At 61.1% G+C, this 15,847-nt stretch carries 16 protein-coding genes; 12 read left to right on the plus strand and 4 right to left on the minus strand.

The window, feature by feature from the left end; translation table 11 throughout:
• Window positions 1–66 precede the first annotated feature (66 nt).
• Window positions 67–1,317 carry an NAD(P)/FAD-dependent oxidoreductase gene (locus tag AC1DNK_RS01770; protein WP_477939026.1) on the plus strand — a complete coding sequence of 417 codons (1,251 nt, stop codon included), beginning with the start codon at window positions 67–69 and terminating at the stop codon, window positions 1,315–1,317.
• Window positions 1,318–1,362: 45 nt separating this feature from the next.
• Window positions 1,363–2,400: a proline racemase family protein gene (locus AC1DNK_RS01775; protein WP_477939028.1), complete on the plus strand. Its 1,038-nt coding sequence runs from the start codon at window positions 1,363–1,365 to the stop codon at window positions 2,398–2,400.
• A gap of 2 nt (window positions 2,401–2,402) precedes the next feature.
• Here the strand turns inward: AC1DNK_RS01775 and AC1DNK_RS01780 are convergent, their stop codons facing one another.
• Window positions 2,403–2,879, minus strand: coding sequence for an RbsD/FucU family protein (locus AC1DNK_RS01780; protein ID WP_477939030.1), 477 nt, complete (start codon window positions 2,877–2,879; stop codon window positions 2,403–2,405).
• A complete protein-coding gene (locus tag AC1DNK_RS01785; protein WP_477939032.1) occupies window positions 2,863–4,110 on the minus strand; it encodes an ROK family transcriptional regulator in 1,248 nt (415 codons plus the stop codon). The genes AC1DNK_RS01780 and AC1DNK_RS01785 overlap by 17 nt, the downstream gene beginning before the upstream one ends.
• Before the next feature lie 239 nt (window positions 4,111–4,349).
• Here AC1DNK_RS01785 and AC1DNK_RS01790 point away from each other — a divergent pair, with 239 nt between their 5' ends.
• The 8 genes from AC1DNK_RS01790 to AC1DNK_RS01825 all read left to right on the plus strand — a co-directional run bounded on the left by AC1DNK_RS01790 (window position 4,350) and on the right by AC1DNK_RS01825 (window position 12,583).
• Complete coding sequence (locus AC1DNK_RS01790; protein ID WP_112385308.1) at window positions 4,350–5,369, plus strand: sugar ABC transporter substrate-binding protein; 1,020 nt, start codon at window positions 4,350–4,352, stop codon at window positions 5,367–5,369.
• A gap of 157 nt (window positions 5,370–5,526) precedes the next feature.
• The gene (locus AC1DNK_RS01795) at window positions 5,527–6,606 is read left to right on the plus strand and encodes an ABC transporter permease (RefSeq protein ID WP_112385309.1); all 1,080 of its coding nucleotides are present in this window, start codon (window positions 5,527–5,529) and stop codon (window positions 6,604–6,606) included.
• On the plus strand, window positions 6,606–7,388 hold the full coding sequence (locus AC1DNK_RS01800; RefSeq protein WP_112385310.1) for an ATP-binding cassette domain-containing protein: 783 nt from the start codon (window positions 6,606–6,608) through the stop codon (window positions 7,386–7,388). The genes AC1DNK_RS01795 and AC1DNK_RS01800 overlap by 1 nt, the downstream gene beginning before the upstream one ends.
• Window positions 7,385–8,014: a nucleoside triphosphate hydrolase gene (locus tag AC1DNK_RS01805; RefSeq protein ID WP_477939033.1), complete on the plus strand. Its 630-nt coding sequence runs from the start codon at window positions 7,385–7,387 to the stop codon at window positions 8,012–8,014. Before AC1DNK_RS01800 ends, AC1DNK_RS01805 begins: the two co-directional genes overlap by 4 nt.
• Window positions 8,015–8,225: 211 nt before the next feature.
• Entirely contained in the window at window positions 8,226–9,368 is a 1,143-nt protein-coding gene (locus AC1DNK_RS01810; RefSeq protein WP_477939035.1) for an MFS transporter, read from the plus strand.
• 80 nt (window positions 9,369–9,448) lie between these two features.
• Window positions 9,449–10,489, plus strand: a complete 1,041-nt coding sequence (gene pyrC / locus AC1DNK_RS01815; RefSeq protein WP_477939037.1) for a dihydroorotase — start codon at window positions 9,449–9,451, stop codon at window positions 10,487–10,489.
• Between the two features lie 189 nt (window positions 10,490–10,678).
• Complete coding sequence (locus tag AC1DNK_RS01820) at window positions 10,679–11,860, plus strand: GGDEF domain-containing protein (RefSeq protein WP_477939039.1); 1,182 nt, start codon at window positions 10,679–10,681, stop codon at window positions 11,858–11,860.
• Between the two features lie 186 nt (window positions 11,861–12,046).
• Window positions 12,047–12,583, plus strand: a complete 537-nt coding sequence (locus AC1DNK_RS01825) for a glyoxalase superfamily protein (protein ID WP_477939041.1) — start codon at window positions 12,047–12,049, stop codon at window positions 12,581–12,583.
• Window positions 12,584–12,623: 40 nt separating this feature from the next.
• On the opposite strand, the gene AC1DNK_RS01830 is transcribed toward AC1DNK_RS01825, so the two are convergent.
• Window positions 12,624–13,106, minus strand: coding sequence for an anthrone oxygenase family protein (locus AC1DNK_RS01830; protein ID WP_477939043.1), 483 nt, complete (start codon window positions 13,104–13,106; stop codon window positions 12,624–12,626).
• Window positions 13,107–13,199: 93 nt separating this feature from the next.
• Here AC1DNK_RS01830 and AC1DNK_RS01835 point away from each other — a divergent pair, with 93 nt between their 5' ends.
• Window positions 13,200–13,862, plus strand: a complete 663-nt coding sequence (locus AC1DNK_RS01835) for a TetR/AcrR family transcriptional regulator (protein ID WP_477939045.1) — start codon at window positions 13,200–13,202, stop codon at window positions 13,860–13,862.
• Window positions 13,863–13,873: 11 nt separating this feature from the next.
• Here the strand turns inward: AC1DNK_RS01835 and AC1DNK_RS01840 are convergent, their stop codons facing one another.
• Entirely contained in the window at window positions 13,874–14,776 is a 903-nt protein-coding gene (locus AC1DNK_RS01840; RefSeq protein WP_477939047.1) for a GGDEF domain-containing protein, read from the minus strand.
• Window positions 14,777–15,106: 330 nt separating this feature from the next.
• Between AC1DNK_RS01840 and AC1DNK_RS01845 the strand changes: the two genes are divergently transcribed.
• Complete coding sequence (locus tag AC1DNK_RS01845) at window positions 15,107–15,802, plus strand: orotate phosphoribosyltransferase (RefSeq protein ID WP_477939049.1); 696 nt, start codon at window positions 15,107–15,109, stop codon at window positions 15,800–15,802.
• Window positions 15,803–15,847 lie beyond the last annotated feature (45 nt).

Here is a 15,847-nt window from a genome sequence, read left to right on the forward strand (position 1 = left end):
CCGCGATCTGATATATCACGTCGATTGACGGTGGCTGCAGGCGGCCCCGCTATGATGGATGACGCGATGACTGAAGACGTGAAGCGAACAGTTGCAGTGATTGGCGCGGGCGTGATCGGCGCCTCGATTGCCTTCGAGCTTCAGAGACGCGGATTTCAGGTCACGCTGATCGACAAGGGCGAACCGGGCCGCGGCACGTCCTACGGCAATATGGCGAGCATCGCGCTCGATTTTGCTGCCGGGTCCGGCCCCGCCACCTGGAAGAAGATCCCCCGCTGGCTTCTCGATCCTGAAGGTCCGGTCTGGCTCCGTCCATCCTACGCGCCGAAGATGCTGCCATGGTTCCTGCGCTTCATCGCCGCCGGACGGCCCTCGCGCCTGCGCCAGATCGAGGATGCCGGAATGCTGCTGACCGGACGCGCGCTCGCCGATACCCGCGCCATGCTTTCGGCAATCGGCGCCCCCGAACTGATGACCGATGAAGGCTGCCTCGCGATCTACGAGACCGAGTCCGAGTTTGCCGGTGATCGCGGCCATATCGAGATGATGCAGCGCTACGGCTTCGAGTTCGAAGTGCTGAACGGCGGCGCGATCCAGCATTATGAGCCGGCGCTGTCGTCCAAGGTCGCCAAGGCGGTGCTGCTGCCGGACAATAAATCGATCCGCGAACCCTACCAGCTTGTCGTCAAGCTGGCGGCTGCCGCAGAGGCAGCCGGTGCGCGGTTCCTGTCGGGTAGCGTGCGCAGCATCGAGCGAAAGCCCGAGGGAACCTCGGCCGTGATCCTGGAAAGCGGCGGCCGCACCGAGGTTGATTCCGTTATCGTTGCCGCCGGTGTTCACACCCGCGATCTTGCCGCAAAGCTCGGAGAGCCGATCCCGCTGGAAACCGAGCGCGGCTACCACACGCAGATCATGAAACCGGGCATTGCCATGCGCTATTCGGTGATCTGGCCGCATCGCGCCTTCATGGTCACGCCGACGGCAGGCGGCATTCGCGTCGGCGGGAATGTCGAGCTCGCAGGCCTCGATGCCGCGCCTGATTTCCGCCGTCCACGGGTTCTCGTGCGCCATGCGCAGCGCGTGCTGCCCGGCTTGAAAGTCGAGGATACCAGCGAGTGGATGGGCCATCGCCCCGCACTGCCTGATACCATCCCGATCATATCGGCCTCGTCGAAGGTGCCGGGTGTTTTCTATGCCACCGGACACGGCCATCTCGGCCTGACACTTGCCGCCACGACGGCGCAGCTGATTGGCGATATGGTCTCGGGCACGAAGCCGGCGATCGACATGACGCCGTTCCGCATCGATAGATACTGATTTGCACGACGAGCCGCTCTGGCTCGCTTTGGAAGGACGAGACGGATGAGATGGAAGCGCACGATCCAGCTTCTGGATGTTCATTGCGAAGGTGAAATCGGCAAGGTCGCGATCGGCGGCGTGCCGAAGATCCCCGGCGAAACCGTGGCGGCCCAGCTGCACTGGCTGAACACCGATCCGAAGGGTACCGAGCTGCGACGCTTTCTCTGCCTTGAGCCGCGCGGCGCACCGATCGGCTCGGTCAATCTCCTGCTGCCCGCCAAGCATCCGGATGCCGATGCGGCCTTCATCATCCTGCAGCCCGACCAGGCGCATGCGAGCTCGGGCTCGAACTCGATCTGCGTGACGACGGCCCTGCTGGAATCCGGCATCGTCGAGATGAAGGAGCCGGAAACGGTGGTGACGCTCGAGACCGCCGCCGGTCTGGTCAAGGCAGTCGCAACCTGCAGCGACGGCCGCTGCGAGAAGGTTCGCCTGACCATGGTCCCGGCCTTCGTTCACGAGCTTGATGTCGACGTCGAGACGCCGGAATGGGGCACGATCAAGGTCGATCTTTGCTATGGCGGCATTTTCTATGCGCTTGTCGATGTCGGCCAGATCGGCTCGAAGATCGAGAAGTCCAATGCCGCCGAGCTGGTGCGCGCCGGCATGGTTCTCAAGGATATCATCAACCGCGACATCAAGGTCGTTCACCCTGAAATCCCGGCGATCTCAGGCGTTGCCTATGTGATGTTCCGCGATATCGAGCCGGATGGCGCTGTGCGCACCTGTACGACCATGTGGCCCGGCCGCGCCGACCGCTCGCCCTGCGGCACCGGCAGCTCGGCAAATCTCACCACGCTGCATGCCCGCGGCAAGGCAAAGCCTGGCGACATCTTCAAGTCGCGCTCGATCATCGGCTCGGAATTCGAAGTCGGCCTGCAGTCGGTCACCGAAGTCGCCGGACGCCCGGCAATCATCCCGACCATCACCGGCCGCGGCTTCACCTTCGGCCTCTCCCAGGTCGCCCTCGACCCATTCGATCCGCATCCGGGCGGTTTTGCCCTGACGGATGTCTGGGGTCCGCAGGCAGGTGAGATCTAGGCTTAGTAGTCGAAGGGCTCGACCTTCGGCTTGCCGCCTTCACCGGCGGCAAGCGGATAGATCACGCCCTTGCGCAGGATGATGTTGGCATAAAGCCGGGGTTCGCTGGTCTGGATGAGGGCGTGGGCGGCGCGGACGCGGCCGTAGAAATCCTGGCCGACGAGCGGTACGACGGGCTGATGCGGCTCGTGCCTGGCGCAGCAGTCGATCATCTCCTCATGCACCGGATCGAGCTTGTCGCGCTCGGCCTTCACCGTAGAGCGGAAAATCGCTTCGGGTACGAAATCGTCGATCGGCAGCACGCTGAGCACCGCATCGAGAACCGGGATGAGGCCATGGCCATCGAGGCGGATCAGCCGGCGCGCGTGTTCTACGCCTGGATAGTTGCCGTCGACGATGGCGATTTCGTCGCCGTGGCCCATGGCGCGCAGCGTCGACAGCAGTTCCGGACTCAAGAGCGGATCAAGCCCCTTCAGCATTTTCAATCTCCTTGAACAGCACGTTCTGGTCGGTGAGATAGCGCGCAAAGATCGGAAGGCTCGCCCCGCCGATCGCCCGCGCCTGCGACCCGACAGCGCCCTCGATGATCTCCGGCATGACGACGCCCTGAAGGTCGAGCTTTTCCGCCTCGTGTATAGTCGCGCGCACGATCCGTTCACGCACCCAGCCGGGGAAGCCGCCATCGATCACCGCGGCGCTGAAATCGATGATCGAGGCTGCGGCGACGATCCCCTGTGCCAGCGCCTTGGCAGAGTCCTGGATCCAGAGCTCCATCGCTTCGCCGAAATCCACCCAGTCATCGGCAGAATACCAGAGCGGTTCAGGATCGATGCCGCGGTCGCGCAGCATGTTTTCGAGCACGAAGATCGAAGCGATTTCAAGCAGCTGTAGCGTCTCGCCATTCTTGCCGCGGACGGGCAGGGGGCCGATCGCGCCGGCGGTGCCGGTACGGCCGGAAAAGATCGCCGAATTCAGCACGATGCCGCCACCGATGAACGAGCCGATGAAGAAATAGACGAAATCCGGATAGGACGGCCCGACACCGAAAACCAGTTCGGCGCCGCAGGCGCTGGTGGCGTCGTTCTGCAGGAAAACGGGATAGGAGACCCGTTTCGTCACTTCGGCCTGCAGGTCGAGGCCGCGCCAGACATCCATGGCGCCAGGCGGCGAGCCGACCTCCTCCGCCCAGTTCCACAGCTCGAAGGGGGCGGCGATGCCGATGCCGGCGATGCGGCTGCGCTCTTTCGCATCCAGCCGGCTTTCAAGTTCGGCAATCCCCGAAACGATGAAATCGAGGAAGTCGCCGGGCAGTGGATAGGCATAGGTCTTGTGCAGCTGCATGCGGATATTGCCGACGAAATCCATCAGCACCAGATCGGCACTTCGCCGGCCCATCTTCACGCCGAAGGAATAGACGGCATCCGGATTGAGATGCATGGGAATGGATGGCTGGCCGACGCGCCCGCGCACTGGAGCGCCGCGTGAGAGCAGCCCGTCCTTTTCCAGCTCCCGCATGATGACCGAGACGGTCTGGGCCGAAAGGCCGCTGCGGCGCGCGATATCCGCCTTCGACAGGGCGCCGTAGAGGCGCACCAGCGATAGCACGAGCCGCTCGTTATAGGCGCGCACCCGGATCTGGTTTGCGCCCCCGGCGGGGTTCAGAATTGGCGGTGCGGCCGGCGCATGCGCCGGGCCTTCCAGGGACGACATTGGGCACTCCTCCCGATCATCGGCCTATGCCCTATTTTCAACCACCATGCCACATCGAATTAATAATTCAATTGGATTTATTTATTGACAAGCGATTTTCTTTTCGCTTTTAATCGCCATCGTGAACGGCATCGAACGGTCTTGGAGGAGGCTTCCGGCGAAATCCGAGGCGGCGTTCGTGCTTGAAAATACGGGTCTGGCCATGACGGCGATCCGCTTACTCTCTGGGAGGAGTTCTCGTGAAGAAATCAGTTCTCGCTTTCGGCGCGCTCGCACTCGGCGTCGCCTTCTCGGCTCCGGCAATGGCCGCCGATGTTTCGGCCTGCCTCATCACCAAGACCGATACCAACCCCTTCTTCGTCAAGATGAAGGAAGGCGCGACTGCAAAGGCCAAGGAACTCGGCGTCACGCTGAAGTCCTACGCCGGCAAGATCGACGGTGACAGCGAAAGCCAGGTTGCCGCTATCGAAACCTGCATCGCCGATGGCGCCAAGGGTATCCTGATTGCTGCTTCCGACACCAAGGGCATCGTTCCCAACATCAAGAAGGCCCGCGATGCCGGCCTGCTCGTCATCGCGCTCGACACCCCGCTTGAGCCGATCGATTCCGCCGACATGACCTTTGCGACCGACAACCTGCTCGCCGGCAAGCTGATCGGCCAGTGGGCCAAGGAAACGCTGGGCGACAAGGCTGCAGACGCCAAGGTTGCCTTCCTCGATCTGACCCCGTCCCAGCCTTCCGTCGACGTTCTGCGCGACCAGGGCTTCATGATGGGCTTCGGTATCGACCCGAAGGATCCGAACAAGATCGGTGACGAAGACGACAAGCGTATCGTCGGCCACGACATCACCAACGGCAACGAAGAAGGCGGCCGCACCGCGATGGAAAACCTTCTCCAGAAGGATCCGACCATCAACGTCGTCCACACCATCAACGAACCGGCTGCTGCCGGCGCCTATGAAGCGCTGAAGGCTGTCGGCCGCGAGAAGGACGTGCTGATCGTGTCCGTCGACGGCGGTTGCCCAGGCGTCAAGAATGTTGCCGATGGCGTCATCGGCGCCACCTCGCAGCAGTACCCGCTGCAGATGGCCGCTCTCGGCATCGAAGCGATCAAGAAGTTCGCCGACTCCGGCGAAAAGCCGAAGCCGACCGAAGGCAAGAACTTCTTCGACACCGGCGTGACCCTGGTTACCGACAAGCCGGTCTCCGGCGTCAAGTCGATCGACACCAAGGAAGGCCTCGGCAAGTGCTGGGGTTGACCCCAGCCTAGCCTGAACCAAAACGCGGAGATGCCCAGCGGCATCTCCGCTCCCTGCTCATCTTTGACAGCGCGCCGAATTGGGTGCAGCTTAACCCACGTCTGGCCTGAAAGCGGCCGGACACCCCTTAGGGAGTGGGGTCACGCAGAGGATTTCCATGAGCGAGCCAACAACAGCCGCACCGCATCACGACTACGAAAAAGTTCTCAAGGACAGCTCGAAGGACGTCGCGTCTTTCGACACGGATGACAATTCGGTCCTCCAGAAATTCAGGCATTTCCTGCACTCGTCGCCTTCGGCCGTATCGCTGATCGTTCTTGTGCTTTCGCTGATCATCTTCGGCGCCCTCCTGGGTACGAAATTCTTCTCGGCATTCTCGCTGACCTTGATCCTGCAGCAGGTGGCGATTACCGGCATCGTCGGCGCCGCGCAGACGCTTGTGATCATGACCGCCGGTATCGATCTGTCGGTCGGCGCCATCATGGTGCTGTCGTCGGTGGTCATGGGACAATTCGTGTTCCGCTACGGCCTTCCGGTCGAGATCGCGGTGCTCTCGGGCTTTGCAGTCGGCGCTCTCTGCGGCTACATCAACGGCCTGCTGATTGCCCGCATGAAGCTGCCGCCGTTCATCGTTACCCTTGGCATGTGGCAGATCGTGCTTGCCACGAACTTCCTCTATTCGGCCAATGAGACGATCCGCGCCCAGGACATTGAAACCCAGGCGCCGCTGCTGCAGCTCTTCGGCAATACATTCCGCATCGGCGGCGCAGTCTTCACTTACGGCGTCATCGCCATGGTCCTGCTCGTCGCCGTCCTCTGGTATGTCTTGAACCATACCGCCTGGGGCCGGCATCTCTATGCCGTCGGCGACGACCCTGAAGCCGCCGGCCTTTCCGGTGTCAACGTCAAGCGCATGCTGGTCTCGACCTACGTACTCTCGGGTCTGATCTGTGCGCTTGCCGGCTGGGCTCTGATCGGCCGTATCGGCTCCGTCTCTCCGACAGCGGGCCAGTTTGCCAACATCGAGTCCATCACGGCCGTGGTGATCGGCGGCATCTCGCTCTTCGGCGGCCGCGGCTCCATTCTCGGCATGATGTTCGGGGCGCTCATCGTCGGCGTCTTCTCGCTCGGCCTGCGTCTTCTCGGCACCGATGTCCAGTGGACCTATCTCTTGATCGGCGTGCTCATCATCGCCGCCGTTGGTATCGATCAGTGGATCAGAAAGGCAGCAGGCTGATGGCAACCGAACCCCTTCTCACGGCGCGCGGTCTGGTCAAACGCTATGGCCGCGTCACCGCCCTCGATCATGCCGACTTCGACCTCTATCCCGGCGAGATTCTCGCCGTGATCGGCGACAACGGCGCGGGCAAGTCTTCGCTCATCAAGGCGATCTCAGGCGCAATCCGTCCCGACGAAGGCGAGATCCGGCTGGAAGGCCAGCCGATCCACTTCTCGTCACCGATCGAAGCCCGCAAGGCAGGCATCGAGACGGTCTACCAGAACCTCGCTTTGTCGCCGGCGCTGTCGATCGCCGACAACATGTTCCTCGGACGCGAGCTTCGCAAACCGGGCTTCATGGGTCAGTTCTTCCGCAAGCTCGATCACTCGGCGATGGAAAAGCAGGCGCGCGCCAAGCTCTCCGAACTCGGCCTGATGACCATCCAGAACATCAATCAGGCGGTGGAAACGCTCTCCGGCGGTCAGCGCCAGGGCGTTGCCGTGGCACGTGCTGCCGCCTTCGGCTCCAAGGTCATCATCCTCGATGAGCCGACGGCAGCGCTCGGCGTCAAGGAAAGCCGCCGCGTTCTGGAGCTCATTCTGGATGTCCGCTCACGCGGCATTCCGATCGTGCTGATCTCGCACAACATGCCGCATGTCTTCGAAGTGGCCGACCGCATCCACATCCACCGCCTCGGACGCCGCCTGACGGTGATCAATCCAAAGGAATACACGATGTCGGATGCCGTTGCCTTCATGACCGGTGCAAAGGCCGCTCCGCAGGAGACGGTCGCCGCATGAACGTCGCGATAGATGAAATCACCGGCGCGGTTCTTGACCGCGCCGGAGGTGCGAAGCGCTTCCTCGTGGCGATCGCCGGCCCGCCCGGCGCCGGCAAATCCACCATGGCCGACAACCTCGCCAACGGCCTGAAGGCGCGCGGCGAAACCGCCGCCGTCCTGCCGATGGATGGCTTCCACATGGACAATGCCGTGCTCATCGAGCGCGGCCTGCTCGCCCGTAAGGGTATCCCGGAGACCTTCGACGTCCGCGGCTTCCTCGATATCGTCCGCGCCGTGCGTCCGGCCGATCAGGAAGTTCTGGTCCCGGTCTTCGACCGCTCCCGCGAACTGTCGATCGCCTCGGCCCGCCCCATCTCGCCACACGACCGTTTCATCATTGTCGAAGGCAACTACCTGCTGTTCACGCAGGGCAAGTGGGCCGCCCTCGACGGCATCTTCGACTACACGATCATGCTGGCACCGCCGATGGAAGTGCTCGAGGAGCGCCTCTGGGAGCGCTGGCGCGGCTACAAGCTCACGGAAGAAGAGGCAAGCGCCAAGGTCTATGGCAACGATCTCCCCAACGGCCGCCTCATCCTGGAGAACCGCCGCCCGTCCGACATGACATTGGAGATTGCGCTCTAGGGCTGGCAATCAACGGCTCTTGCTGATCGGCAAGAATCGCGACATCCATTCAGCCTCTGGCTTCTCTAGCCGGAGGTTTTTCATTTTCAGCTGCAGGCATTTGTTTTTTAGGCCTCACGCGCGTTTTTAAGTCTGCCTTTGCCACATGCTCCGATCCTATATTCCCTTCACACGCCGGAACCCCCGGCTCCTCAGTTCCGCGATCATTCTGATGATCCTGTCGAGCGCGGGACAGACCTTCTTCATTTCGCTGTTCTCGGATGCGTTCCGCACCCACTACGCGATCGGTGACGGAAGTCTGGGAGCAGTGTTTGCCATTGCGACTTTCGCGTCGGCGCTCGCGCTGCCTTATCTCGGTCAGAAGGTCGATGCGGTAAGCCTTCGCAAATTCACGCTGGGCGCCGGCCTTTTGCTCGGACTTGCCTGCGCAATGATCGCCCTGTCGCCTGCATCGGTCATCGTCTTCGGCATCTGCCTCTTTCTGCTTCGGCTGGCCGGTCAGGGATTGATGGTCCACACGGCAATGACGGCGATGATCCGGTTCTTCCCGGCAGATAGCGGAAAAGCGATGGCTGTCGTCAGCCTCGTCTATTCGGCGGCCCTGGTTTTCATACCGGCCGGAGCGGTTGCCGTCATAGGTTTTGCCGGGTGGCGGGGGACGTGGCTGCTTACGGGCGCAGCCGTCGTTTTCGGCGTCTGCGCAGCATGTCACTTGCTGCCGCGCGATGATGCGGCCAGCCGTGCGGCGAAGATCAGTGGCCCATCGGCTCAGCCGGAAATAGCCCGGCCAAAGCTCGGATTGATGCTGCTTCTGTGCCCCACCATGCTGGCTGTCTCCTTCATTTTGACGGCCATGATCTTCCATCAGGCCGTCCTCGCCACGGAAAAAGGCTGGCCGCTTGAATGGCTGGCGGGCTGCTTTTCCGCCTTCGCCGTTGCGCAGGCTGTGACATCGGTTCTCGTGGCGCCCCTCATCGACAGAATCCGCGTCATCCGTATTCTGCCTGTCTTTCTTCTGCCGCTGGCAATAGGGCTGGGTATCATCGCACTCTTTGACGGCCTTTGGGCCGCGCCCCTCTATATGGGTCTTCTCGGAATATCCGCGGCGGTCGATCTCAAGCTCGGGACTATCCTGTGGGCGGATCTGTTCGGCACCGGGCAATTCGGCTATGTCCGCTCGCGCTTCGAAGCGATCCGGATCGTCATCACTGGCAGCGCTCCCTTGATCGCCGGTAAGCTGCTGGATGCCGGCATTCCGCTCGCGAACCAGGCCGCCGCATATGCATGCTACGCAATCGGTGCCTCCGCTTTGGCAGTTGTCGCCGGCCGGTTCGTGCGCAAGGCTCACAAGTGATTTCGGCGTTGTCTAAACGGTTGTTTCCATCGGCCTGTTGATGCTATCGAAGCGCCACCCGCAGCGCTCCGGAGGCTCCCATGCAATCGATCACCATCCGCCGTCCCGATGACTGGCACCTGCATCTGCGCGATGGCGCCATGCTGGAGGGGGTGATCGGTGACACCAGCCGCGATTTCGCACGCGCCATCATCATGCCGAACCTTGTGCCGCCTGTGGTGACGACAGCGGATGCGCGCGCCTATCGTGAGCGGATCATGAAGGCGCTGCCGCAGGGCGATCGCTTCGAGCCGCTGATGACACTTTATCTCACGGAGCGTACGAGCGCCGACGATGTCGAAGAGGGCAAGAAGAGCGGCCTGATCACCGCGGTGAAGCTCTATCCGGCCGGCGCCACCACCAATTCTCACGGCGGCGTGCGCAATATGGACAAGGCGATGCCTGTTCTGGAGCGCATGGCGAAGATCGGCCTGCCGCTCTGCGTTCATGGCGAAGTGACGACGCAGGAGATCGATATCTTCGACCGTGAAGCCGTGTTCATCGAAACCGTGCTCGAGCCGCTCCGCAAGCGTCTGCCGGAACTGAAGGTGACGATGGAGCATGTGACGACGGCCGATGGCATCGACTACATCAAGTCGTCGAAAGCCAATCTGGCGGGCTCGATCACCACGCATCACCTGATCATCAACCGCAACGCCATCCTCGTCGGCGGTATCCGTCCGCATTATTACTGCCTGCCGGTCGCCAAGCGCGAGAACCATCGCTTGGCGCTACGGGCCGCCGCCGTCAGCGGCGATCCGCGCTTCTTCCTCGGCACGGATTCGGCTCCCCACGTCGATCCGCTGAAGGAATGCGCCTGCGGCTGCGCCGGTATCTATACCTCGATCAATACGATGAGCTGCCTGGCGCATGTCTTCGAACAGGAGAATGCGCTCGACAAGCTCGAGGCTTTCACCTCGCTGAATGGCCCGGCCTGGTATGGCCTGCAGCCGAATGACGAGAAGGTCACGCTGGTCAGGCGTGATGAAGCGATCACGTTTCCGTCAAAGATCGAGACGGGCGCGGGCTCTGTGACAGTCTTCGATCCGATGTTCCCGCTGCATTGGGATGTAAAACGCTAAGGAAAACCGGCTTTACCGTCAATTTCGGCGGGTATCCGTGTTGCCGATACTATGACAGGCTCGCGGTTCGAATATTCGCGTTCGCGGTCCATGATTTTTTAACAGAATACATAAGACATTCGTCACCAGTGACAGGCTAGTTTCTGGACGAATTGTAGGGCGCGGCAGAAGCCGCGGAGTTTTGAAAGCATGATGCTGGATTATAATTCCCTTTTGCTGGCGCTCGGCGTTTCAGCAACGTGTCTGGCTGTGACCCTGATGGGCAGCTGGTTTGCACGGCGTGCCGAAACCTTTCTGTTGACCTGCACCTGCGGCCTCGTTCTCGTCGTCAGCGGCATTTTCGTTTACAGTGTCTATGTTTCGTCGCCCGGCCTGATCTCTGGCACCGCCAGCTTTGTCCTCTTTCAAGCGGGCTTCGCGGCCATATGGGGTGCCGGCTATCAATTCCGCACCAACCGTCTGCCGCTCGCGGGCATTCTCTCGTATGCGCTGGTTGCGATGCTGGTGCCGGTCGGCAGCATGATTGCCGGTTACGACGGCCTCGGCTTCATCGCCGATAACACGTCGATCACCCTGCTGCTGCTCGCCACCGCCTATCAATACTGGCGCGCGCGTGCCGAGGCGCCGGCGCCAATCATGGGCATCACCGTCCTTTACACGCTGACGGGGATATCCTTTGCGCTCTGCGCTGCGGTTCTGATCTGGGATGGCAAGATGGTGCTTGGCGCTGCGCCCAACAACTGGGCCGAGGATCTGAGCCTTGCCGTCTGCATCGCCAGCATGACCGGTATCGGCGCCCTGTCGCTGGCGCTGCATCAATGGCGTCTGGCGGCCCGCCACAGGCAGGATGCGATTACCGACCCGCTGACCGGCCTGATGAACCGCCGCGCGCTGTTCGATCGTCACGGCGAGCGTCTGATGGGCGCCTCCACGGCCGTCATCATCTTCGATCTCGACCATTTCAAGTCGATCAACGACCGTTATGGCCATGCTGTCGGAGATCGCGTGCTGCGGGTTTTCGCCGGCGAGCTCGGCGCTCATTGCCGCGATGGAGATACCGTCGCCCGTCTCGGCGGCGAGGAGTTTGCCCTTGTCCTCAAGGAGATTATGCCGGGCCGGGCGGAGATGATTGCCGAACGCATCCGCCGCACCTTTGAGGAGCGCGAGATCTATGTCGAAGACGAGACGCTGCGCTGCACCGTCAGCATCGGCGTGGCGCCGGGCCGCGCAACACCGATGGATTTCGACACCATGCTGAGCGAAGCCGACAAGGCGCTCTACGCCGCCAAGCGCGCCGGCCGCAACCGCGTTGAACTTGCCAGCCATCTGCTGGCTGTTCCCGACGCCCCCTCGGTTCGCAGCGCCTCTTGATCATCCAACATTAATCGCTAATGTCGGCATTGGCCGGATGCAGCCAGCCGTCCCGCGGCGCGCAAGCGCTAAGGTGAATGCATCCAGATGAAATCCTTCACATCCTTGCCAATGGCGAACGATGGCGAACGGGTCAGCAGACGCGGGCACTGATCTTCCTGTTCGCCGCCGATGGAAGGATGAACGATGCGCGATTTTCGCGATGCCAAGACCATGGCAAAAGCACTGCGGCAGGCGCTGGCCAGCCGCGACATTTCCCTGACGCACAGCGAGACGCTGGAGATCGTTGCCAGGCAATTCGGCTTCGATCAATGGAATATTCTGGCCGCGAAGCTGGATGATGCGGAAGGCGGCGGACCATCGATCGCGATCGAGCCGCCGATCCCGATCTTCCGCATTTTCGACGTGGCGAAGGCCATGGAATTCTATTGCGGCTTTCTGGGCTTCACCCTCGATTGGGAACACCGCTTCGGCGAAAACTTTCCGCTCTATTGCCAGGTGTCGCGCAGCGGCATGATCATGCATCTGAGCGAACATTCCGGCGATGCCAGCCCCGGGGCCAAGGCCTTCGTCTGGATGAAGGGTGTCCGCGCCTTTCAGGCCGAGCTTTCGGTCAAGGACTATCGCTACATGAAACCCGGTGTCGAAGACGCGCCGTGGGGCGCCGAGATGACTGTCATCGATCCGTTCAGCAACAAGATTGCCTTCTGCGAGCGGACGTAAAGTGATCTACGAGGCGGGAGCTTTATCTCCTGCCTCGCTTTCAGAGCAGCACCAGCGCACGCACGAAAGCAATCGCCGAAGCCAGCGATGCCACGGTGCGGACATGGTTCCACCAGGTCCAATCCCTCAGATAGACATTCCACAGATCGGCCGCTGCGCTGCCATTGCCGCTGACTTTCGCCAGCGCATCGTTCATCGGTACGTTGAAGATGATCGTCGAGACAAACGAGGCAATCAGATAGCAGGCGGCACCGAAAATCATCCAGAGGCTTGCGCTGCCGCGCCAGTCCGTAAAGGCGATGATCGCAATCCCCACGCAGATGACAGCAACGGGGATGAACAGCAGCATGAAGGGCGATCGAACGATGGTGACGTTGATCGAGTTCATTGCCGCGATGCCTTGTTCCGGTGGAATTTTCGAAAAGGCGCTCATGATGAAGGTCGAGAATGCGAAGAATATGCCTGCAATGAGACCGCTACCGATCGCGGCGGCGACGAGAAGAATGGGAAGAGTGGCGGCCATGCGAATCCCTCCGGTTAAAACAAGAGAAAATCTCTTATTTGCAAAATGAGATAAACTCTCTTATTTTGCTTGTCAACTTTCGAGAGGCGTTCCATGGATGAGAAAATGCCGCCCCGGCGCAGGCGCGCGGCTGACAATACCGGCCAGCCACGCCGCATTCCAAGCCAGCAGCGCGGCCGCGAGCGCTTCGAAAAGATCCTGGCGGTGGCCGCCGAACTCATTGAGTCGAAGGGCAGTGACGCACTGAAAATGAGCGAGATCGTCGAGAAGGCGGATCTGTCTTTCGGAGCGCTTTATCAATATTTCCCCGACAAGAGTTCGATCATCCGAACCCTGGCCGAACGCTTCAACGAGCAGGGCAGGCGTTGCGTGGAGGATGAACTGTCGCGTGTTTCGGATGCCGCATCGCTGCATCGGGCGCTCGCCAATATTACCGACGAATATTACCAGTTTTTCCGCCGCGAGCCGGTCATGCGCGATATCTGGCACGCGACGCAAGCCGACAGGCTGCTGCGCGCGGTTGATGCCGAAGACATGGAGTTTCACGCGCAGGCCCTGTTTGCAGTCCTCGCAAGACTCTGGCCTGCGCGGTCGGCGGGCGAGCTTCTGCCGCCAGCGCGGTTGCTGATGCAGCTTCTCGCCGCCGCCGTCCGCTATGCAATCTCGCTGGATGAGGACGAGGGGGATAGGGCGATCACGCTCTACAAGAGGATGCTGCCCGCCGATATCGAAGGGCTGATCTCAAGTGCTTCCTGACCAGGGAACACTCAGCTTGCAACGCTTTCTCCGGTAATCGATTTCGCCACCGCCCAGTGAACCGTATTGCGGCCGCTGTTCTTCGCCGAGTAGAGTTTCCGGTCGGCCGCCGTCAGCATGACCTTCAAGCTTTCGTTCGCAGGGTCGCCGCGATAGACGCCGAAGCTTGCGGTCACGCGCCCGGCCGGCAGGACGCCGATCGCTCTCGATGCCAGTTCCTTGCGTAGCCGCTCGGCAATGGCGATGGCCGCGGCCGTCCCGGTCTTCGGCAGGACCAGGCAGAATTCCTCGCCGCCGATGCGCGCGGCGATATCGTAGGGCCGAAGATTGTGCTGGATGGTTGCGCCTGTCGCCATCAGCACCTGATCACCGACATCGTGACCGAACTCGTCGTTGATCGACTTGAAGTGATCGAGGTCGAAGACGACGACCGATACCGGCGTGCGCTCGCGCATTGCCCGGGTGATTTCCATGGATCCGATCTCTTTCAGCCAGCGGCGATTGCCGAGACCGGTGAGAACGTCGGTTGTTGCCTGACGGCGAAGCTGGGAGAGCGTGGCATCGAGCTCGGTGATCAGCATCGAAATTCCGTTCGTGACGACGCCCACCTCGTCGGTCCTTTTACTGCGGATCGGTTTGACTGCGCCTGTCGAACGGTACGCTTCGACGGCGACCGAAATCTCATGCAGAGGCTTGATCAGCATCCAGACCGAGGCGAGGCAAAAGCCCGTTCCGAGCAGCGTCGCGGCAAGCACCGTACCGAGAACGGGCATCGCTTCGCTGCGGAAGCCGGTAACCAGATAGACGACCAATGCCAAGAGCGGGATGTGGGTGGATGCAAAGCAGATAGAGAAAATCTTGAACGTCAGGGAAGCGCTGACCTTCTGAGTAATCTCGGATACCGTCAGACTCATTCTGGACTCCTTGCCCGGTTCTCATAACCGCGGCGAAGGTGACCCGTCAGGTCTCATCCAAATGTTAAATGGATCGGTAAAATTCGAGTAATTTCAGGGATCTGGTGTGGTGAAATGGCTGAACGCTCTGGAATGCAATGAATATCATAAATTACTGAAGTATGCTCGGCATTGTGGAAAAATCGCGGGCTGTATCAGTTTAGGCGCGCTATGGTTTTGTGGTCAGCGAGCCGTCTCGCGCCCGCGTCGAACGGTCAAAAAGTTCCGGCACTGGAAAGATTTTTTGGTTGCTGCTATTGCCGCGTAACACCGTGAGCCAAGGAGAGAGCAATGACCCACACGACATTTCCCGATCGCGCCATTATGGCAGAACTCCTTGCGAAGATGCTCTGGGAAATCAAGGCGGTCCATTTCAACGCCGAGCAGCCCTACAAGCTGGCCTCCGGCATGGCGAGCCCGGTCTATATCGATTGCCGCAAGCTGCTCTCCTATCCGCGCGTCCGTTCGGCCGTGATGGATTTTGCAGCTAGCGTCATCACACGCGAAGCCGGCTTCGAGCGCTTCGATTGCATTGCCGGTGGCGAGACCGCGGGCATCCCTTTCGCGGCACTCCTGGCGGATCGTCTCAGCCTGCCGATGATCTACGTGCGCAAGAAGCCGAAGGGTCATGGCCGCAACGCGCAGATCGAGGGCCATATGCCGGAAGGTTCGCGCGTTCTGGTCATCGAGGATCTGACGACGGCCGGTGGCAGCATGTTCACTTTCATCGATGCGATCCGCGCCGCCGGCGGCATCGTCGATCATGGCATGGCGTTGTTCTACTACGGGATCTTCAACGAAGGCGCCTTGCGCTTTGCTGACGGTAGGGTGAAGCTGCATCATATCGCGACTTGGCGCAACGTTCTGGCTGTCGCCAAGGAACAGAAGCTTTTCGACGAGAAGACGCTGAGCGAAGTGGAAGCCTTCCTGGATGCGCCGCTCGCCTGGTCCGGCCGGAACGGTGGCGTCAGTGAGCTTTCGCTCTAGCCTTTTGACAAAAGCTCACTTAATGGATTGAGGCAACACGGCCTT

This window comes from Rhizobium sp. 01N424, assembly GCF_056399485.1.